The organism is Pseudoduganella lutea, assembly GCF_004209755.1.
GTDB lineage: Bacteria > Pseudomonadota > Gammaproteobacteria > Burkholderiales > Burkholderiaceae_D > Rugamonas > Rugamonas lutea.
In genome coordinates this window covers 4,833,468-4,853,066 of sequence record NZ_CP035913.1, presented here as the reverse complement: position 1 = coordinate 4,853,066, position 19,599 = coordinate 4,833,468, and the positions used below count along the sequence as shown (strand labels likewise).

Annotated in this window: 18 protein-coding genes; 3 read left to right on the top strand and 15 right to left on the bottom strand. The window is 65.2% G+C overall.

Annotation, left to right across the window (positions count from 1 at the left end; translation table 11 throughout):
- Window positions 1-125: 125 nt before the first annotated feature.
- From EWM63_RS20715 to EWM63_RS20690, 6 genes are all read right to left on the bottom strand, one after another.
- A complete protein-coding gene (locus tag EWM63_RS20715; RefSeq protein ID WP_130188228.1) occupies window positions 126-1,040 on the bottom strand; it encodes a protein-L-isoaspartate(D-aspartate) O-methyltransferase in 915 nt (304 codons plus the stop codon).
- Entirely contained in the window at window positions 1,037-1,774 is a 738-nt protein-coding gene (surE, locus tag EWM63_RS20710) for a 5'/3'-nucleotidase SurE (RefSeq protein WP_130188227.1), read from the bottom strand. The genes EWM63_RS20715 and surE overlap by 4 nt, the downstream gene beginning before the upstream one ends.
- Window positions 1,775-1,847: 73 nt before the next feature.
- On the bottom strand, window positions 1,848-3,695 hold the full coding sequence (locus EWM63_RS20705) for a KGGVGR-motif variant AAA ATPase (protein ID WP_130188226.1): 1,848 nt from the start codon (window positions 3,693-3,695) through the stop codon (window positions 1,848-1,850).
- A gap of 78 nt (window positions 3,696-3,773) precedes the next feature.
- Entirely contained in the window at window positions 3,774-4,379 is a 606-nt protein-coding gene (locus EWM63_RS20700; RefSeq protein WP_130188225.1) for a toll/interleukin-1 receptor domain-containing protein, read from the bottom strand.
- A gap of 170 nt (window positions 4,380-4,549) precedes the next feature.
- The gene (gene yoaA, locus EWM63_RS20695) at window positions 4,550-6,583 is read right to left on the bottom strand and encodes a DNA repair helicase YoaA (RefSeq protein ID WP_130188224.1); all 2,034 of its coding nucleotides are present in this window, start codon (window positions 6,581-6,583) and stop codon (window positions 4,550-4,552) included.
- A 78-nt stretch (window positions 6,584-6,661) separates the two neighbouring features.
- Window positions 6,662-6,862, bottom strand: coding sequence for a YdcH family protein (locus tag EWM63_RS20690; protein ID WP_130188223.1), 201 nt, complete (start codon window positions 6,860-6,862; stop codon window positions 6,662-6,664).
- 207 nt (window positions 6,863-7,069) lie between these two features.
- Here EWM63_RS20690 and EWM63_RS20685 point away from each other — a divergent pair, with 207 nt between their 5' ends.
- Complete coding sequence (locus EWM63_RS20685) at window positions 7,070-7,828, top strand: PP2C family protein-serine/threonine phosphatase (RefSeq protein ID WP_130188222.1); 759 nt, start codon at window positions 7,070-7,072, stop codon at window positions 7,826-7,828.
- Here the strand turns inward: EWM63_RS20685 and EWM63_RS20680 are convergent.
- The 3 genes from EWM63_RS20680 to EWM63_RS32850 are packed head-to-tail and all read right to left on the bottom strand — an operon-like array spanning window position 7,825 to window position 10,035.
- Window positions 7,825-9,126, bottom strand: coding sequence for an ATP-binding protein (locus EWM63_RS20680; RefSeq protein ID WP_130190511.1), 1,302 nt, complete (start codon window positions 9,124-9,126; stop codon window positions 7,825-7,827). The genes EWM63_RS20685 and EWM63_RS20680 overlap by 4 nt on opposite strands.
- A gap of 17 nt (window positions 9,127-9,143) precedes the next feature.
- Window positions 9,144-9,884, bottom strand: a complete 741-nt coding sequence (locus EWM63_RS20675) for a response regulator (protein WP_130190510.1) — start codon at window positions 9,882-9,884, stop codon at window positions 9,144-9,146.
- 16 nt (window positions 9,885-9,900) lie between these two features.
- On the bottom strand, window positions 9,901-10,035 hold the full coding sequence (locus EWM63_RS32850) for a hypothetical protein (protein ID WP_259772488.1): 135 nt from the start codon (window positions 10,033-10,035) through the stop codon (window positions 9,901-9,903).
- Between the two features lie 168 nt (window positions 10,036-10,203).
- Here EWM63_RS32850 and EWM63_RS20670 point away from each other — a divergent pair, with 168 nt between their 5' ends.
- On the top strand, window positions 10,204-10,890 hold the full coding sequence (locus EWM63_RS20670) for a cytochrome c biogenesis CcdA family protein (RefSeq protein ID WP_130188221.1): 687 nt from the start codon (window positions 10,204-10,206) through the stop codon (window positions 10,888-10,890).
- A 1-nt stretch (window position 10,891) separates the two neighbouring features.
- A complete protein-coding gene (locus EWM63_RS20665) occupies window positions 10,892-11,413 on the top strand; it encodes a thioredoxin family protein (protein WP_130188220.1) in 522 nt (173 codons plus the stop codon).
- A gap of 91 nt (window positions 11,414-11,504) precedes the next feature.
- On the opposite strand, the gene EWM63_RS20660 is transcribed toward EWM63_RS20665, so the two are convergent.
- The 6 genes from EWM63_RS20660 to EWM63_RS20635 form a co-directional block, all read right to left on the bottom strand.
- Entirely contained in the window at window positions 11,505-12,185 is a 681-nt protein-coding gene (locus EWM63_RS20660) for a hypothetical protein (RefSeq protein WP_229487399.1), read from the bottom strand.
- 23 nt (window positions 12,186-12,208) lie between these two features.
- Window positions 12,209-13,306, bottom strand: a complete 1,098-nt coding sequence (zapE, locus tag EWM63_RS20655) for a cell division protein ZapE (protein ID WP_130188219.1) — start codon at window positions 13,304-13,306, stop codon at window positions 12,209-12,211.
- A gap of 72 nt (window positions 13,307-13,378) precedes the next feature.
- Window positions 13,379-14,812, bottom strand: coding sequence for a dihydrolipoyl dehydrogenase (lpdA, locus tag EWM63_RS20650; protein WP_130188218.1), 1,434 nt, complete (start codon window positions 14,810-14,812; stop codon window positions 13,379-13,381).
- A 3-nt stretch (window positions 14,813-14,815) separates the two neighbouring features.
- Entirely contained in the window at window positions 14,816-15,178 is a 363-nt protein-coding gene (locus EWM63_RS20645) for a PspC domain-containing protein (RefSeq protein ID WP_130188217.1), read from the bottom strand.
- 145 nt (window positions 15,179-15,323) lie between these two features.
- Window positions 15,324-16,583 (bottom strand): 2-oxoglutarate dehydrogenase complex dihydrolipoyllysine-residue succinyltransferase, encoded by a 1,260-nt coding sequence (odhB, locus tag EWM63_RS20640; protein WP_130188216.1) that lies wholly within the window; start codon window positions 16,581-16,583, stop codon window positions 15,324-15,326.
- A gap of 76 nt (window positions 16,584-16,659) precedes the next feature.
- On the bottom strand, window positions 16,660-19,515 hold the full coding sequence (locus EWM63_RS20635; protein ID WP_130188215.1) for a 2-oxoglutarate dehydrogenase E1 component: 2,856 nt from the start codon (window positions 19,513-19,515) through the stop codon (window positions 16,660-16,662).
- Window positions 19,516-19,599: the final 84 nt, after the last annotated feature.

The window sequence follows — 19,599 nt, the reverse complement described above, 5'->3', positions numbered from 1 at the left end:
CAGGGCAAACGCTTTTGCAAACGTTCAACGCAAACGCTCCGTGCAATGTCCAATGCGCTTTTACAGAGCGCACAAAGCGCGCTTCCTGCCGCACTTCTCACACCGCAATTTCCTCACTGCGTTCTTCACACCGTACCGGGCCGCAGCGGTACGAAATGGCAATCTTCGAGCATCTGGCGCTGCCATTCGCTCTTTGCCACACGCGTGACCAGCTCCAGGTGCTGGCTGCGCTCGCCTACCGGCGCAACCAATCGCCCGCCGATGGCCAATTGCTCCAGCAGCGCCCGCGGTACTTCCAGACCCGCGGCGGCGAGGATGATGCCGTCGAACGGCGCTGCCTGTGGCAGCCCAAGCATACCATCTCCGTAATGCAACCGCAGGTTCGGCACCCGCAGCGGCCGCAGGTTGGCTTTCGCCAGCTCATGTAACGGTTTGATGCGCTCAATGGAATACACGTCTTGTGCAATACATGCAAGAACGGCTGCCTGGTAGCCGCAACCGGTACCGATTTCCAGTACCCGCTGCAGTGTCGCGCCCTGCCGCATCACTTCGATCATCCGCCCCACGATATAGGGTTGCGAGATCGTCTGGTGATGGCCGATCGGCAGCGACGCATCGATATAGGCTTGCGGCGCCAGCCCCTCTTCCACGAAAAGGTGACGCGGCACGGCTTCCAGCGCACTCAAAACTGCCCGGTCGCGCACGCCCTGCTGCGCCACCCGCGCCACCATCGCGCGCCGCACCGCGCCCGACACCAGTGCATCCTGCCTCGGTGCCGCCGGCGGCACGCGCTCGGGCGGCACGCCGACCGGGCGACCGGGCCGCGCATTGAGACCATGCGTGGACGCCGGCATGCCGGGTGCCGGGGCATGGGTCGGCTTGCCCGCCGTGTTCGGGGCCGTGTTGTGCAAGGCGTTGTAGGCGGCATTGCGCGTCGCCGTCTGCGGTGTTGCCACCGGGCCAAAGACGGGTTGCTTCTTTTGCCCCTTGTCCGTCACCGACGAAAGGGGCAGCGGGAAGTTACGGGGCTTGTCGGTCATCCGAGGGCCTTTGCCAGGAGGTCGAGTTGTGTGCGATGGGTCAGGTCGATCTGCAACGGCGTCATGGAGATGTTGCCCTGCTGTACGGCGTGGAAATCGGTGCCTTCGCCGGCATCCTTGCAGGCACCGGGCGGGCCGATCCAGAAAATCTCGCGGCCGCGCGGGTCGTGGCTCTTGATCACCGGTTCGGCCTGGTGTCGCCGCCCCAGCCGCGTGGCAACCGGCTGGCCCAGCATATCGTAGGGCCGGTTCGGGATATTCACGTTCAGCAGGTAGGGCTTCGCCAGGGCATCGGCGTAGCGCAGCACGATGTCGCGCGCTGCCTTGGCCGCATCGTCGATATGGGCCCAGCCCCATTCGCCTTGCGAGAAGGCAATGGCTGGAATGCCGAACAGGTAGCCTTCGGTAGCAGCCGCCACCGTGCCCGAGTACAGCGTGTCGTCCCCCATATTGGGGCCATTGTTGATGCCGGAAACCACCAGGTCCGGGCGTTCGACGAGCATGCCCGTCAATGCCACGTGCACGCAGTCGGTGGGTGTGCCATTGACAAAATAGAAACCATTGGCGGCTTGCTGCACCGACAGCGGCCGGTCCAGCGACAGCGAATTCGATGCGCCGGAGCGGTTGCTGTCGGGTGCCACCACCACGATGTCGGCGATCGTGGCCAGCGCGTCCGCGAGTGCGTTGATGCCGGGCGCCAGGTAGCCGTCGTCGTTACTGATCAGGATTCTCATAGGGGAATTTTACCTGAAGCAACGCCCGTCCAGCACATGCTGGCACTGCCCTGTGCTGCGGAATGTGGCGCTTTCAGCGCAGGCGCGACGTGGACAGGTCGCCATCGACGGCGAGCTCGTCCGGCGTAACGCGCCGTTCGCGGCTTGCCGGATAGGCCGCGCGCCCCTGCTCGATGCCGATGCCTTGCGGATCGCGCCCGCGCTTTTGCCCACATTCCTGCCCACATTCGTGTCCACACTCCTGCTTGCTCCCGTGCACATCGCGCGCGGCCGGGCGCTCCGGCTGCTTCAGCCGGTTGCGTGCCTGCAGCAGCACCTTGCGCGTGCGCACCGTGTCGGCGTGTTCAGGCCCCAGCAGGCGGCTGCGCAGCGCAAGCACCTGTTCGAGCAGTTCCACGGCGCCCTCGAGCTGTTCGCCGTGGCACAGGATGTCGGCGCGCACCGCCAGGCTTTCAATGGTGGCCAGATGTTCATTGCCCAGCTGGCGCTGGTGGGCGTCGATGACGGCATCCTGCAGCGCCAGCGCTTCGGGTGTCTGGTGCAGTTGCGCCAGCGTTGCCGCCAGCGCGGAAGCCGCTTCCAGCGTGACGGGTGCGCCGGCGCCGAACAGCCGCTCGCGCACTTCCAGCACCGTTTCCTGAAGGAAATGCGCCTCCCCATACTTTTCCTGCTCGAACAGCAGGTCGGCCAGCGCCGCCTTGCTGTCCAGCGTATCGGCATGGTCGTCGCCCAGGATCAGCACGTGCAGCGCCAGGCCTTCCTCGATGCAGCCGGCGGCCTGATCCAGGCGGCCCTCGCGGCGATACAGTTCGCCAAGGCGGGCCAGGTCGCGGGCCAGCGGCAGCGAAACGCCGCGGCCGCCGCCGCGCTCCATTGCCGCCCGGCCCTGCGCCACGGCATTGAGCAACGGAATTTCATCGCGCGACTGCCATGGCCGGTAACCGCCCAGGAACCATCCAAGGAATGCCTGGAACGTGCGCGTGACGGAAAAGCGGTCGTGTTCCTCGTCGCCATGGACGGGAAGCGGTTCGCCGCATGCGAGACTGTGCGCCTGCTGCAACTGCACTTCGTCGAAATAGCTTTCCAGCGACATGCGCGACAACCCGTAAGCTTCGGCAAATGCTCGTTCGAACAGCGGCTGGTAACCGGGAACGCCGCGCTCAGGATCGCCCCGCCGCCACAGCGCGCGGCGTGACGAATCGTCCATCTCGATGCGCGAAGGCAGCGGGTAGACCAGCATCTGGCGCTGTTCTTCCTCATGACTGCGGCGCCAGGTGGTGGCGCGCTGTACCAGCGCCTCGATGCCTTCCAGGTTCTGGCGGTTCGGTGCGAACACGAGCACCAGCTTCGTTGGCAGCAGCGTCGTGCAGATGCCCGTCGTACCGCCACGCCCCGCGCTGGAGTCCACGAGCACGTGGCGGAAACGCCGCGCCAGGTTTTCCGCGAAGACGCGAAACAGTGCCGGGCAGGCGTCGAACAATGCTTCCCAGTCCAGCCGCGCGAGCCGTTCCGGGTAGCTCGCATCCTGCCGGCCGGCGCGCATCAGGTACAGCGGGCGGCCATTGTCCGCCCGGGTCACGTACTGCTCCCAGCCCACCGCATCCAGCACGGCCTGGGCCACCACCGCGTCGTCGCCACCGGCCGCCAGCCGCGTGCGGCGCAGCAGCTGGTCACGGCAAGCCTCGAACAGTTCCAGCACGCCCGGCCCCTCCCCGCTCGCGCGGAAATAATGGTGCAGGCCCGGTGCTTCCAGGTCCCAGTCGATCATCAGCGTCGGCACGGTTGCATTGTTGCGGCGCGCGAGCATGACGGCAAGGTTGGCCAGCGCCATCGTGCGCCCGGCACCGCCCTTGTGGGAATAGAAGGTGGCGACTTCGCCGGGTTCGTCGAGCGACGGGAGGGACAGTCGGTGCGGTTCCATGGCGGGGCCCTTATCGAAGAAAAACCTGTGGAAACGTGCGTGGACACATGAAAAACGGTGTGGCGCGGCGAGGAACACTCACCGGGGGAAATGCGGCGGCGGCACCGGGCGCCATTCCGGCGGCGCCGGCGGCAGCACGAACCGGCCGCAATCGTGCCCGGGCGGGATACTGTATTTCAGGTAGTGATAATGGGCGACGATGCGCTGCACGATCTTGGCGATGTCGGGCAGGTAATCTGGGTTCGTCTTCAGGTCGCCCGTCGCCAGCGTGTAGCGCGAGAAGTCGACATAGAAGCCCGGTTCGCTGATCTGGGGCGGCAGGCCGATCGGGTGCCGCGTCATGATCACGGGGATGATCAGGTGGCTGGGCAGCGGATACCAGGCACGGCGCTCGGCCTCGATCATCTGCATGGCGGCGAATTCACGCCGGGTGTACGCGTGGGCCTCGTACTTCGGCGTGTAGATCATGATCATGCATGCGCTCTCACACATGGCGCGGGCGATTTTCGTGTCCAAATCGTCGCCGCCGCCAAGCTGTTCGCTGTCGACGAACAGTTCGGCTTCGGTATCGAGGTGCGGTTCGAGGTAGCAGCGCAGCGCGTCGACGAGGGCATTGCGGAATTCCCTCATGTAGGCATGCTGGCCATGGGCATAGCTGAAGAAACAGCCATAGCGGATCGTCATGTCGTCCTCTCCTGTTTCTCCCCTGATTTGACTTTTTTTGTGTAACTGCTGCGGCCCACTGTAACAAGCTGGTCAACGGTTACTTTGCGCTGGCGCAAATCTCATTTGCAGGTTGACTGCGCAGTCAAGCGACTGCGCAGTCAACGCGCCATGGAGGGATCAAGGAGGAATTATTCCGCCGCGGGCGGCTGGAAGAAGGCGATCACTTCCGCCTGCTCGCGGGTGCGCTTGAAAGGTGGCAGGCTTTGCCAGATGCGGCGCCCGTAGGGCTTGGTGATCACGCGCGGATCGCACAGCATCAGCACGCCGCGGTCGCCTTCATCGCGGATCAGCCGGCCGGCGCCCTGCTTCAGGTTGATGATCGCTTCGGGCAGCGTGTGGTGGACGAAGCCGTTCATGCCCTTCTTTTCCATCACCTCGATGCGCGCGGCCAGTACCGGGTCGTCCGGCGGCGCGAACGGCAGCTTGTCGATGATGACGAGTGACAGCGCCTCGCCCCGTACGTCCACGCCTTCCCAGAAGCTCTGGCTACCGATCAGCACCCCGTTGCCGGCCTTGCGGAACTGGTCCAGCAGCTCGGTGCGGCCACGGTCGCCCTGCACGAACAGCGGGAACTTCAGGCCACGGCGCTCGAATTCATCGCGCAGCCGCTCCGCGGCGCGCTTCACGGCGCGCAGCGTGGTGCACAGCAGGAAGGTGCGCCCGCCGGCCGCCTCGATGACGGGCAGCGCGCAATCGAGCACCGCGTCCGTGTAGCCCAGCGAATTCGGATCGGGCAATCCCTGCGGCACATACAGGATGCCCTGCTCCGCGTAGTCGAATGGGCTGGGCCAGGACATCGCCGGCTCGTCGTACAGCCCCAGTTGATGGGAGAAGTGCTTGAAGTCGTTCTTCACCGCCAGCGTCGCCGACGTGAAGATCCAGCTGCGCGGCGTGCCTTCGCGTTGGTTGCTGAAAATCTGTGCGATCGACAGGGGCGTCTTGTGCAACTGCAGCGAGCTGGCGAACGCCTCCACCCAGTACACGGCCTCCTTGCCCGGCGGCACCTTGACCTTGGGATCGTAGGTCCAGTCCTTGTATTTCTGCGCCAGTTCCAGGCCGCGCGTGCGGCAATGCTCGATGGTCTCGGCGCGCTGCGCCTGCCCTTCCAGCACCTCGAGCATGCCGTCCAGCTCCTGCTTGAGCTTTTCCAGCGCCGGGAAAAACTCGGACGACGGCGCGATCTGCGGCAGCGACAGCCGCACCACATCCTGCGGGAAGGTCAGGCGCAGGTCGCGCGCCGCCTTCTCCACCACGGAGACCACGCTGGCCCAGTTGGCGCCGTCGCGCGCATGCGCCAGGCCTTCGGCCAGCACGTCGCGGCACAGTTCCAGCACCTGGCTGGTGGACACCGTCTCGCCGAAGAACAGCGTGGCCGTATCGGGCAGCTGGTGCGCCTCGTCGAAGATGATCGTGTTCGCCGACGGCAGCAGCTCGGCCACGCCGGTATCCTTCAGCGCCACGTCGGCAAAGAACAGGTGGTGGTTGACGACCACCACGTCCGCCTGCTGCGCCTCGCGCCGCGCTTTCAGCACGAAGCAGTCCTGGTTGTACTGGCACTCCTGGCCAAGGCAATTCTCGCGCGTGGACGTGACGAGGTTCCACACCGGCGCGTTCTCCGGCACGCGCGCCAGTTCGGCCTTGTCACCCGTCTGCGTCATCTTCAGGAAGCGGGAAATTTCGCGCAGGTAGCCCACGTCCTCGCGCGACGTCATCCGGCCGTTCGCCAGCGTGCGCTCCAGGTGGTAATGGCACAGGTAATTGCCGCGGCCCTTCAGCAGCGCCACCGACACCGGCGCCTTCAATGCGGCGCGCACGGTGGGAATATCGCGCAGGAACAGCTGGTCCTGGAGGTTCTTCGTGCCGGTCGACACGATCGTCTTGCCGCCCCACATCAGCGCCGGCACCAGGTAGGCGAACGTCTTGCCCGTGCCGGTGCCCGCCTCGGCGATCAGCGTCTGCTGTTCGGCGATGGCCTGGGCAATGGCCTTCGCCATCTCGGTTTGCGATTTGCGGGGACGAAAACCGCCGACCGCCGGCCCCAGCGGGCCGCCGACGCCGAACAGGCGCTCGACTTCGGCATCGTATTTGCCGGGAGCGGCTGCGGAAACGGAATCGTCGCCATGGCCGTCGGGAACGGCTGGCGTCTGGTCTTGGTCGGTCAATTTGCTTCTTGCTAGGTGATTGCTCGGTTGTTGCTGGGCTATTGCTCGGCTATTGCTCGGCTGTTGCTCAAGCGAAAATCAGGCAGGTACGTCGGGCACCAGCTGCATCTTCAACAGCGTGATGTAGTCCTTCAATTGCAGTTTGCGTTTCTTCAAACGACGCAGCTGGAGCTGGTCGTGATGGCCTTCGCGCGTCAGCATTTCGATCACCGCATCCAGGTCGCGATGCTCCACGTCCAGTTCGACGATGCGGCGCCGGATCTCTTCTTCGTTCTTCATGGGGGAATTCGCTACCAGTGTGGGGGCTACCAAGCTCAAGGCCAACGTCGTTGCCAACATTGTCTTGCCAACATCGTCCTACCAACATCATTTGCTAACAGCACAACAATCCACATGGCAACTATTGCTTGCCACCAAACTGCTCGCTAGGGCATAGTTTAACTCAGGTCAGCAACGGAAAGAAGCCGGGAGCCTTTTCCCGCCATCATGAGCATCTACAAAATCGAAGCCGGCACCGCGCAGCACGTGGGCGACCGGCCCCGCCAGCACGACCGCGCGGCCCTTTTCACGGCCGCGCAGGCGCCCGGCTATGTGCTGGCCGTCGTCGGCGATGGCGGTCACGCGACCGCGGCCGGCGCCGAGCAACTGCTGCATACAAGTAAACAGTTGTTCGACGAATACCGGCCCGGTGATGCCCCGAGCATCGAACGCATCGGCCAGCTGTTGCGCGCCATTGCCCAGGAAACGCACGAGGTGCTCGTCATGAACCCGCTGCCCGATGCCGGCACTGCCCAGTCGGCGATGGCCCTGCTGGTGCTGACGCCGGCACAACAGGCCATCTGGGCCACGGTGGGCGACGCCCGGCTGTACCGTTTCGCCGGCGGCGCTCCGGCCGGCAAGACGGGGGACGCCGACTACATCGGGCACCTCGTCGCCAACGACGGACTGGCCCTTGCTACCGCCCGCCGGCACCGCGCCTCGCAACTGCTGAACAATGTGCTGGGCAACCGGCTGAAAGCACCGTTCGTATCCGTCGGCTCGCATGACAAGCTGCGGGCCGGCGACGGTTTCCTGCTTTGCACGGACGGGCTGTGGCCATGGTTCGCCGACGGTGAACTGGCCGCCGCCGTCTCGCGCCGCACGCCGCGCCAGGCCGCCGAACTGCTGGTCGACAAGGCACGCGAACGCGCGCAGGGCAATGGCGACAATTGCACGATGGCGATCGTGCGGCTGGTGGAAGCCTAGCCTGCCATAGTGGCCGGCAGCACCACCCTCGCCTCCAGCCCGCCACCTTCGCGGTTGCGCAACACGATCTCGGCACCCAGTGTCGACGCCAGTTGCCGCACGATCGACAAGCCGAGCCCGGTGCCGCCAGTTTCCCGGTTGCGCGATTCCTCCAGCCGCACGAATGGTTCGAAGACCGCCGCCAGCTGGTCGTCCGGAATGCCCGGCCCGCGATCGAGCACCGCGATCGTCGGCCGGCCGCCGGGCGCCATGCCCAGTTCGATTTCCGCCGCGCCGCCGAATTTGAGCGCATTGTCGGCCAGGTTCCCTAGGATGCGTTTCAATGCCTGCGGTTTCGTGACGAGCGGCATGCCGACCGTGCCGCGCAGGCGCACGTCCTGCCCGGCATCGACGTAGTCGCACACCAGGCTGTCGACCAGCGCGTCGGGATCGATCCGGCGCGGCTCTTCCTGCGTGCCATGCAGCGTCTTCGCATACGCCACGCCCTCCTTCACCAGCGTTTCCAGTTCGCGCAAATCCTGCCGCAGCTTGCCCTGTTCGACGCTCTCGTCCATCATGTCCACCCGCATGCGCATGCGCGTGATCGGTGTCTGCAGGTCGTGCGAGATCGCCGCGAGGATGCGGATGCGTTCGGCGACATACAGCGCGATACGGTCCTGCATCGCGTTGAAGGCGCGCGCGGCGCGCACCACTTCGGACGGTCCCTCTTCCGGCAGCCGGGTCGCCTTCATGTCCGGGCCCAGGCCGTCGGCAGCCTGCGCCAGCTGGTGCAGCGGGCGGGTGGCAAGGCGCACGGCCACCCAGCAGCAGGCTCCCAGCAACGCCAGCTGCATCGCCAGCAGGGCCGGCAGCCAGCTTGACAGCGGCGCACCGGCCATCGGTCGCATGTCGATCGTCAGCGGCGCACCGTCCGACAGCGCCAGGTGCACCTGGAAGCGCTCGTCATCGCCCGGTACCGCGTTCGCCGTCAGCGGGTAGCGCTTGCCGATACCATCGGCGATCGCGCCGGCGAAGCGCCGCGACAGTTCCGCGTCCGGCGCCACGCCGGGAATGCCGGGCCCCAGGATGAACCGGTAGCTGCGCCGCGCCAGCTGGGGCAGCCAGCGTTCGCGCTCGGCCGCCGGCACGTGGTCGAGCAGCGCGACGGACGTGACCACCTCACGCTCCACGTAGCCGGTCATGATGTCCACGAGGGCGCGGTCCCGCTCCATCACCGTCAGCCAGGTGGACAATGCCTGCGCCATGGCCAGGCCCACGCACAGGATCAGGGTGATTCGCGCGAACAGGCTGCGCGGCATGAAATCGTACAGCCGGTTCACGGCGGATCCGCCAGCAGCGTCACGGCCGACGAGAACACATAGCCTTCGTTGCGCAGTGTCTTGATGTAGCGGGGCTCGCGCGCGCCATCGCCCAGGCGCTGGCGCAGGCGGCTCACCAGCAGGTCGATCGAGCGGTCGTAGATGTCGGCATTGCGGCCCTGCGTCAGGTTCATCAGCTGGTCGCGATTGAGCACGCGCTGCGGATGATCGAGGAACACGCGCAGCAGCCGGTACTCGGCACCGGACAGCGCCACCATCGTGCCCTGCTCGTCGAGCAGGTGGCGGTGCGTGGTATCGAGCTTCCACTCGCCGAAGGCCAGCATCTGCACGCTTTCCGTCACCTGGATGTTCGGCGGCAGCATGCGCGTGCGGCGCAGCACGGCGCGGATGCGGGCCAGCAGCTCGCGCACGCCGAACGGCTTGGCAAGGTAGTCGTCGGCACCCATTTCCAGGCCGATGATGCGGTCCACCTCGTCGTCGCGCGCGGTCAGCATCAGCACCGGCACGTTACGGTGTTTGCCGGAGCGCAGCTCGCGGCACAGCGCCAGGCCATCCTCGCCGGGCAGCATCAGGTCCAGCACGATCAGGTCGGGCGTGGCCGCATCCAGCGCGGCGCGCATCTGGCGGCCGTTCGCGGCCACCGAGGTGCGCATGCCCTCTTTTTCCAGGTAGGTCGCGAGCAGCTCGCGGATGCCGTGGTCGTCGTCGACGACCAGGATATGGTCGGTATCGTTCATGGTCTTGTTCATCGCTTTATCTTAGCGCACGGCGTTTCACTTGTATTGTCACCAAAGGACAAGGTCCCGGATGGCGCAGCTCGGCGGCGATGCCGGCGCCGGCGAACAGCAAGATCGCCACCAGGCGCCTGAATGTCTTGAACGGGTTCATTTGAAGTCCTCCTTGGCGACGTTATAGCCGAACGGCGCCAGGCATTTGTATGCCAATGTATCCGCCCCCGGCGCGGACAAACAGCGTTTCGTTTCTCCCCATGGCGCGACACACCGGCGATACGTGGCCGCGGTCCAATGACCACATCGCCACTCACGAAAGTCCGCCATGAACCACCTGCTCGACGCACCGCTGGCGCTGGCCGCCGGCGTTTTCACCGTCGCCTCGCCCTGCATCCTGCCCGTGCTGCCGATCCTGTTCGGCACGGCCGCCGGCCAGCCGGGCAAGGCCTTCAGCCGCTCCGGGCCGTTCATGACGATCGCCGGCTTCATCGTCACCTTTACCGCGGCCGGCCTGCTGCTGGGTGCGGCGTCGAGCGCCGTGCAGGTGGCCCAGGAAACGCTGCGCAACGCATCGCTGCTGCTGCTCGGCGCATTCGGCCTGCTGCGCATCTGGAGCAAGCCCTACGACTGGCTGATGGCAAAGCTGCCGTCCTTTCCCGTGCCGGAGAACGGCGGCTTCCTGCTCGGTGCGTCGCTGGGCGCCGTGTGGACGCCATGCGCCGGCCCGGTGCTGGCATCGATCCTCGTGCTGGTGGCCGGTGCGCAGGATGTGGCGCGCTCCGCGTGGCTGCTGTTCCTGTATGCGGTGGGCGCCGCCGTGCCGATGCTGGCGATCCTGCTGGGCGGCCAGGCCGTCACGCGGCGGGTGCGCCTGGTCGCCCGGTACAGCGTGCGCTTGCAGCAGGTCTTCGGCGTGCTGATCGTGCTGACCGCGCTGGCGATGTACTTCCAATACGACGCGCTGCTGTATGCCAAGGCCGCCGACTTCTTCCCCCAAGTAAAAGGACTCTGACATGAAAACCATCCTGACCCTCATCGCCGCAGCCCTGCTCGGCACGAGCGCCGCGGCCGCACCCGCCCCGGCACCCGTCACCGTCCCCCTGACCGCGCCCGAGTTCACGGGCATCGAGCAATGGCACAACAGCGCCCCGCTGACGATGCAGCAATTGCGCGGCAAGGTCGTGCTGGTGGACTTCTGGACGTACACCTGCATCAACTGCATCCGCACGCTGCCGCACGTCACTGAATGGCACCGCAAGTACAAGGACCAGGGGCTGGTCGTGGTCGGCGTCCACACGCCGGAATTCCCGTTCGAGCGCAGCGCCGCCAACGTGAAAAAGGCCATCGGCCGCTTCGACATCACCTACCCGGTCGCGCAGGACAACCGCTATGCCACCTGGAATGCCTACGCCAACCAGTACTGGCCCGCCGTTTACCTGATCGACAAGAAAGGGAAAGTGGTCTACACGCATTTCGGCGAAGGCGACTACGACAAGACCGAAGCCAGGATCCGCACGCTGCTGGCGCAGAAATAATCATCCAAGCAAAACTGGGGACGTACCCCTGTTTCCAGGAAATCTTGCCTGGAAACAGGGGTACGTCCCCAGTTTTGTCGTTGCAAAAGGCTTACTTGCCCTGCGCCTTCTGCTTTGCCTGTTCGGCTTCGGCCGCCTTCTTCGCGGCTTCATCGGCTTCCCGTTTCGCGCGCTTGGCGGCGCGTTCGGCCTGCTTTTCGGCCACGCGTTTCTGCCGTTCGGCGGCATCGACCTGCTTTTGCTGGAATGCCTCGACCTTGCGGGCGCGCTCGCCTGCCTCGGCCGCATCCTGCGCGGCGCGCTGCTGCTCGCGGGCGGCGTGCTCGGCCTGCCGCTGGGCGGGCAGTGTCCCGGCCGGTTGCGGGCGCGGCTTGTCGGCCGGGGCGGCGTGCGGTGCCGGCGGGTTGGCAGCGCGCTTGGCTTCCTCGGCGGCGTCGCGCTGGTTGCGGTCCTGCAGTTCGCGGTCGCGCAGGTCGACGGCGCTCTTGCGCTTGACATAGTTCGCGTCGATCTCGAGCGTGCGCAGTTCGGCGAGCCGCGCGCGCCGCTGTTCCTTGATCTTGTCCAGGCAGTTATTCACGAAGAACTTCGTGTAGCACACGCTCTCGCCAGCGGCATATTCGCTCTCGGCCGCCGCGCGGTCCTTTGCCACCTGCGCCAATACCGCGTCGGCCTGTTCCACCGACTGGACGGGCGCGGCCGGCTGCGCCAGCGCGCCACCGGCCAGCAGCAGGCCGCCCATCCACATCCAAGCTTTCAAATGCAATGCCATCTTTCGATCCGTGAATTTCAAGGTCAGGTCAGGGCGGCCGCGCCACCGCGCTGGGCTTTTTCCATGTACTCGCGCGACTGCATCTCGACGATGCGCGACACGGTGCGGTGGAATTCGTTGGCCAGCATGCCCGATGTGTACAGCTCTTCCGGTTCCACCTCGGCGGACATCACCAGCTTCACGCCCTGGTCGTAGAACACGTCGATCAGCCACGTGAAGCGGCGCGCTTCGGACGACTGGCCGGCCGACATCATCGGCACACCGGACAATATCACGGTATGGAAACGGCTGGCGATCTCGAGATAGTCGTTCTGCGAGCGGGGGCCGCCGCACAGCGTCTGGAAATCGAACCAGATCACGGTGCCGGCCCGGCGCAGCGCATGCAGCTCGCGCCCTTCCACCGTCACGTGCGGATCTTCCTCCTGCGTGTCGGCCAGCTTCACGAACGCCTCGCGCAACTTGGCATCGGTGGCGGCATTGAGCGGCGTGTAATACGCATCCACCTGCTCCAGCGCGCGGCCGCGGTAGTCCACGCCGGCATCCACGTTCAGCACATCCATCCGGTCCTGCAGCAGCGCGATCGTGGGCAGGATGCGGTCGCGGTGCAGCCCGTCCGGATACAGCGTCGACGGCTCGTAGTTCGACGTCATGATGAACGACACGCCATTGTCGTACAGCGCCTTCATCAGGTTATACAGGATCATCGCGTCGGCCACGTCCGACACGTGAAATTCGTCGAAGCAGATCAGCCGGTATTTCTTGGCGATGCGCTTGGCCACTTCGTCGAGCGGATCGGCAATGCCCATCAGCTCGTCGAGCTGGATGTGCACGGCGCGCATGAATTCATGGAAGTGCAGGCGCGTCTTGCGCACCACCGGCACCACCGAATAGAACGAATCCATCAGGAACGACTTGCCGCGCCCCACGCCGCCCCACATGTACACGCCGCGCGGCGGGTCGGGCCGGTTGATCAGGCGCTTGAAGCTGTTCGAGCGCTGGGCCTTGTAGTCCACCCATTCGTCGTAGCACTGCTGCAGCCGTTCCACGGCGCGGCGCTGGGCTTCATCGGGCTTGAAGTTGCGCTGTTCCAGCGCATGCTGGTAAAACTCGAGGACGTTCATGAGAGATTCTGTTCATACAAAAACACCGGGCCGGCATGATGACCGGCCCGGCGCACAACTACGTGTCGACGCTTAGAAGTTCAGCGTGCGCTTGTCGACGGCCAGTGCCGCTTCCTTGGTCGCTTCCGACAGCGACGGGTGCGCGTGGCAGATGCGGGCGATGTCTTCGGCCGAAGCCTTGAACTCCATCGCCACGACGGCTTCGGAAATCAGCTCGGAAGCCATCGGGCCCACGATGTGCACGCCCAGGATCTCGTCGGTCGTGGCATCGGCCAGGAATTTCACCATGCCCGACGTATCGCCCAGCGCGCGTGCGCGGCCGTTGGCCAGGAACGGGAACGTGCCTGCCTTGTAGGCCGTACCGGCAGCCTTCAGCTGCTGCTCGGTCTTGCCGACCCACGCGATTTCCGGCGACGTGTAGATCACCCAGGGAATCGTGTCGAAATTGGTGTGGCCATGCTGGCCGGCGATACGCTCGGCCACGGCAACGCCCTCTTCCTCGGCCTTGTGCGCCAGCATCGGGCCGCGCACCACATCGCCGATCGCCCACACGTTCGGCAGGTTGGTCTTGCAGTCGTCGTCCACGGCGATGAAGCCGCGCTCGTCCAGCGCCAGGCCGGCCTTGTCGGCTGCCAGGCCATTCGTGTTCGGGGTGCGGCCGATCGAGACGATCAGCTTGTCGAACACGGCTTCCTGGGCGGCGCCCGACGCATCCGCGTATTTCACGGTCACGTTGTTCTCGCCGGCCGTCACGGATTCCACCTTCACGCCCAGGCTGATCTTCAGGCCCTGCTTCGTGAACAGCTTGTGCGCTTCCTTGGCGATCTGCTCGTCGACAGCACCCAGGAACGTCGGCAGGCCTTCCAGCACGGTGACGTCGGAACCCAGGCGGCGCCACACGGAGCCCATTTCCAGGCCGATCACGCCGGCACCGATCACGCCCAGCTTGGCCGGCACGCCTTCGATGGCCAGCGCGCCCGTGTTCGACAGGATCAGCTTTTCATCGAACGGTGCGCCCGGCAGCGCGCGGGCGTTGGAACCCGTTGCCACGATCACCTGCTTGCCGGTGATCGTCTCGGTCGTCGGACCGGAGATTTCAATAGGGTAGCCTTCAGACGTCGCTGCGCCGCCGAACGCGCCGCGGCCGTGGAAGAAGCTCACCTTGTTTTTCTTGAACAGGTACAGGATGCCGTCGTTGTTCTGTTTCACGACGTTGTTCTTACGCTTGAGCATCTGGCCCAGGTTCAGCGCCAGGCCGGACACTTCGATGCCGTGCTCCTTGAACGCGTGGCCGGCATGCTCGAAATGCTCGGACGATTGCAGCAGTGCCTTCGACGGAATGCAGCCGACGTTGGTGCAGGTGCCGCCCGGGGCCGGGCCGCCCTTCTCGTTGGCCCATTCATCGATACAGGCCACGGAAAAGCCCAGCTGTGCCGCGCGGATTGCCGCGATATAGCCGCCGGGGCCGGCGCCGATCACCACTACGTCGAATTGTTTAGTGCTCATGTGTCATTTCCCAATTATTTCGTCTCCCGGCAGACGTTCCTCTTCCGGGACGAATATCCACAACAGAATGTAAATCACCAGCCCGAAGCCGAACGAGATCGTGAACAGCACGAACACGAGCCGCCAGATCCACGCATCGACACCGGAAGCCTTGCCGAGTCCACCGCACACGCCACCCAGCCAGCGGTCGGCGCGCGAACGGCGCAATCGCGACAGTTCGCTGGACAGGTCGCCGTTGCCGGCGCCAGCCGCGTGGCCAGGTGCCCCGTCCAGCAGGCGTTCCTTGGCGCGGGCGAACTCCGCGTCGGTCAAGGCACCCGCCTGGTGCAGCTCGTGCAGGCGGCGGATTTCGTCGGAGATGGTCACAGGATGCCTCTCGCTTTAATGCCGGGGTGCTTTGAGAGCACGAGCGCCGGCGGGAAAAACCGGTGTCCGACACCCAGGGGTGTCCGACACCACGTCTTCACACGCCGGTGGCGTACCGGCACGCGGTGATTTACCTACGCTTCGATTACAGGTCCAGCAGCAGGCGCGCCGGATCTTCCAGCGCTTCCTTCATCGCCACCAGGCCCAGCACGGCTTCGCGGCCGTCGATGATGCGGTGGTCGTACGACATCGCCAGGTAGTTCATCGGGCGGATCACGATCTGGCCATCTTCCACCACGGCGCGGTCCTTGGTCGCGTGCACGCCCAGGATCGCCGACTGCGGCGGGTTGATGATCGGGGTCGACAGCATGGAGCCGAAGGTACCGCCGTTCGAGATCGAGAACGTGCCGCCGGTCAGGTCGTCCAGCGTCAGCTTGCCTTCCTTGGCTTTCTGGCCGAATTCGCCGATCTTCTTCTCGATCTCGGCGATCGTCATCTGGTCGGCGTTGCGCAGGATCGGCACCACCAGGCCGCGCGGCGAACCGACGGCGATACCGATGTCGAAGTAGCCGTGGTAGACGATGTCGTTACCGTCGACCGAAGCGTTCAGGATCGGGTACTTCTTCAGTGCGGCCACGGCGGCCTTCACGAAGAAGGACATGAAGCCCAGCTTCACGCCGTGCTCTTTCTCGAACTTGTCCTTGTACTTGTTGCGCAGGTCCATCACCGGCTTCATGTTCACCTCGTTGAAGGTGGTCAGGATGGCGTTGGTGGATTGCGATTCGACGAGGCGCTCGGCGATACGGGCGCGCAGGCGGCTCATCGGCACGCGCTCTTCCGGACGGTCGCCCAGGTTCAGCGACGTCGGCGCGGCGATCTTCTGCAGGGCCGGCTTGGCGGCGGCGGCTGGGGCAGCGGCCGGTGCCGGTGCAACTGGCTTGGCGGAAGCGGCCAGGGCGTCGCCCTTGGTCACGCGGCCATCCTTGCCGGAGCCGGACACGTCGGTCGCGGACAGGCCTTTTTCGGACAGGATCTTGGCGGCGGCCGGCATGGCCACGTCGCCTTTCGCACCGCCGGTGGCGGCCGCGGCCGGAGCCGGAGTCGCTGGCGCTTCAACCGAGACAGGTGCGGCGGTGACCGGGATTGGCGAAGCCACGGCGGTAGCTTCCGTGTCGATGATCGCGATCACCTGGTCGGCGACGACGGTGGCGCCGTCGTTCTGGATGATCTGCACGATCACGCCGGCGGCGGGTGCCGGCAGTTCAAGCACCACTTTGTCGGTTTCGATGTCGATCAGGTTTTCATCGCGCGTGACAGTTTCGCCAACCCGCTTGTGCCAGGCCAGCAGGGTCGCTTCGGCGACGGATTCCGACAGTTGGGGAACTTTGACTTCGATTTGTGCCATTGGTAAAACTCCGTGTATTCGATAGATGCGTCGGGGCCGCGCGGTCGCATCGAGCGCCGCGCGGCGTGCCTTGCTGTTACTTGGTCAGGATGAAGCCCTTCAGCTTCGAGAACGCCGTTTCCAGCAGCTCTTTCTGCTGGGCGTAGTGCTTGTCGTAGTAGCCGACAGCCGGCGAAGCGGAGGCAGGGCGGCCGGCATACGCCAGGCGCTGGCCCGCATCCATCGACTCGAAGATGTTGTGCTGGATCTGGAACCATGGACCCTGGTTCTGCGGCTCGTCCTGCGCCCACACCACTTCGGTCAGTGCCGGGAACTTCTTCAGTTCGGCGGCGAATGCCTTGTGCGGGAACGGGTACAGCTGTTCGACACGGATGATGGCCGTGTCGGTCTGGCCGCGGGTCTTGCGGGCATTGGCCAGGTCGAAATACACCTTGCCGGAGCAGGCGATCACGCGCTTGACCTTCTTCGCATCGATCTTGTCATCGGTTTCGCCAATCACGGTCTGGAACGCGCCCTTGGCCAGCTCGGACAGCGGCGAACCGGCATCCTTGTTGCGCAGCAGCGATTTCGGGGTCATCACGACCAGCGGCTTGCGGAACTGGCGCACCATCTGGCGGCGCAGCAGGTGGAAGATCTGCGATGCGGTGGTCGGCTGCACCACCTGCATGTTGTTCTCGGCGCACAGCTGCAGGAAACGTTCCGGACGGGCGGACGAGTGCTCCGGACCCTGGCCTTCGTAACCGTGCGGCAGCAGCATCACGAGGCCCGACGCGCGGCCCCACTTCACTTCGCCGGAGCTGATGAACTGGTCGATCACCACCTGGGCACCGTTGACGAAGTCGCCGAACTGGGCTTCCCAGATCGTCAGCGTGTTCGGCTCGGCGGTCGAGTAGCCGTATTCGAAGCCCAGCACCGCTTCTTCCGACAGCACGGAGTCGATGACGGTGAACGGTGCCTGGTTTTCGGAAACGTTCTGCAGCGGCACATAGGTGCCCGCATCCCAGCGTTCGCGGTTCTGGTCGTGCAGCACGGCGTGGCGGTGCGTGAACGTGCCACGGCCGGCGTCCTGGCCGGTCAGGCGCACGGCATAGCCGGACGATACCAGCGACGCGTAGGCCAGGTGTTCGCCCATGCCCCAGTCCAGGTTCTGCTCGCCCTTGCCCATGTTGGCGCGGTCGGCCAGCACTTTTTCCACCAGCGAGTGCACCTTGAAGCCTTCCGGCACCGTGGTGATACGGGTGGCCAGGCGCTTCAGTTCCGTCAGCGGCACGGCGGTGTCGGCCGCGTCGGTCCACTTGCGGTTCAGGAACGGCAGCCAGTCGACGGCGAACTTGTTCTTGAAGTTCGAGATCACCGGGTCGACGGTGTGCTTGCCGGCGTCCATCGCATCGCGGTAGGCGGCAACCATCGTGTCGCCGCCGTCGGCCGGGATCACGCCTTGGGCCGCCAGCTTGTCGGCGTACAGGCGGCGGGTGCCCGGGTGTTGCGCGATCTTCTTGTACATCAGCGGCTGCGTCAGCGCCGGGGTGTCCTGCTCGTTGTGGCCCAGCTTGCGGAAGCAGATGATGTCGACAACGATGTCTTTCTGGAACTGCGCGCGGTAGTCCAGCGCGATCTGCGAAGCCAGCACCACGGCTTCCGGATCGTCGGCGTTCACGTGCAGCACCGGTGCCTCGATCATCTTCACGACGTCGGAGCAGTAGATCGTCGAACGCGCATCGCGCGGGTCCGAGGTGGTGAAGCCGATCTGGTTGTTGATCACGATGTGCACCGTGCCGCCCGTGCCGTAGCCGCGGGTCTGCGCCAGGTTCAGCGTTTCCATCACCACGCCCTGGCCGGCGAATGCGGCGTCGCCGTGCACCAGGATCGGCAGCACTTGCGCGCCCTGCGTATCGCCGCGGCGGTCCATGCGCGCCTTGACGGAACCTTCGACGACCGGGTTGACGATTTCCAGGTGCGACGGGTTGAACGCCAGCGACAGGTGGACCGGGCCACCGGCGGTGGAGATATCGGACGAGAAGCCCTGGTGGTATTTCACGTCGCCGGCCGGCAGGTCGTCGCCGTGCTTGCCTTCGAATTCCTCGAACAGGTCCTTCGGTGCCTTGCCCAGGGTGTTCACCAGCACGTTCAGGCGGCCGCGGTGGGCCATGCCGATGACGATTTCCTGCACGCCCTTTTCGCCGGCGCGCTGGATGATCTCATCCATCGAGGCGATGAACGTTTCGCCGCCTTCCAGCGAGAAGCGTTTCTGGCCCACGTACTTGGTGTGCAGGTAGCGCTCGAGGCCTTCGGCGGCCGTCAGGCGTTCCAGGATGTGCTTTTTCTTTTCGGCCGTGAAGTTCGGCGTCGAGCGGATCGACTCCAGGCGCTCCTGCAGCCAGCGCTTCTCGGCCGGGTCGGAAATGTACATGAACTCCGCGCCGATCGAACGGGTGTACGTTTCGCGCAGGTAGTTCAGCAGGTCACGCAGCGATGCCGTCTCCGGGCCGAAGTACGTATTGCTGATGTTGAACACGGTATCCATGTCCGCATCGGAGAAACCGTAGGAGGTCGGATCCAGTTCCGGGATCGCCGGGCGCTCCTGGCGCTGCAGCGGATCGAGGTTGGCCCAGCGAGAGCCCAGGTAGCGATAGGCTGCGATCAGCTGGGTGGCGGCCACGCGCTTGCGGCCCATTTCCGCGTCGGCCGTGGCGGTCACGGTCCGGATCGGGCCAGCCTTCGCGCGCTCGGCGAACGAGGCGATCACGGAGGAGTGATTGACGTCGGGTTTATTGGAGCCGTCGACGGCGGGCACGTGCTGCATCGCGTCGAAATAAGCGCGCCAGTTGTCGGGCACGGAACCGGGGTTTTCCAGGTACGCTTCGTAGAGTTCCTCTACGTACGGCGCATTCCCACCAAACAGGTAGGAGTTGGACGTCTGTTGCTGCATCATTCTTGCTCACCTTTCTTCGCGCTTCGCGAGTATGGGGCGGGTTATACAAACCTTCCGCGACACGGCCTGACCGGTTAGCGGATC